This window comes from Tritonibacter sp. SIMBA_163 (genome assembly GCF_046535935.1).
Taxonomy (GTDB): domain Bacteria; phylum Pseudomonadota; class Alphaproteobacteria; order Rhodobacterales; family Rhodobacteraceae; genus Epibacterium; species Epibacterium scottomollicae.
The window spans coordinates 1-236 of sequence record NZ_JAWJBP010001307.1; the positions used below are offsets into that span (position 1 = coordinate 1).

Below are 236 nucleotides of genomic sequence, written 5' to 3' on the forward strand. Positions count from 1 at the left end.
GGGCCGCGCCTTGGATCGTGTCGCCCGTGATCTCCCGATAAATTGTCGAGACCACGGGGATGTGTTGCAGCGGGTTGATCACGTCGAGCAGGTCGTCGAACGACGCCTCGGGCGCCGTCCCGTCGGCCTTCGCCTGCTCGTAGCGGCGGAGATCGCCCCAGGGATCGGAGCGGTCGGAAGCGCGGTGCGCCGCTGTGTGCTGAAGGGCGAAGTTGGTCGGCATGCGTGACTTGGTC

Annotated in this window: 1 protein-coding gene; it reads right to left on the reverse strand. The window is 66.9% G+C overall.

All coding sequences use genetic code 11. The features are described 5' to 3' along the window. On the reverse strand, positions 1–223 hold a 223-nt coding region (locus tag R0J92_RS26530; RefSeq protein ID WP_411053881.1), incomplete at its 3' end, for a hypothetical protein. Positions 224–236: the final 13 nt, after the last annotated feature.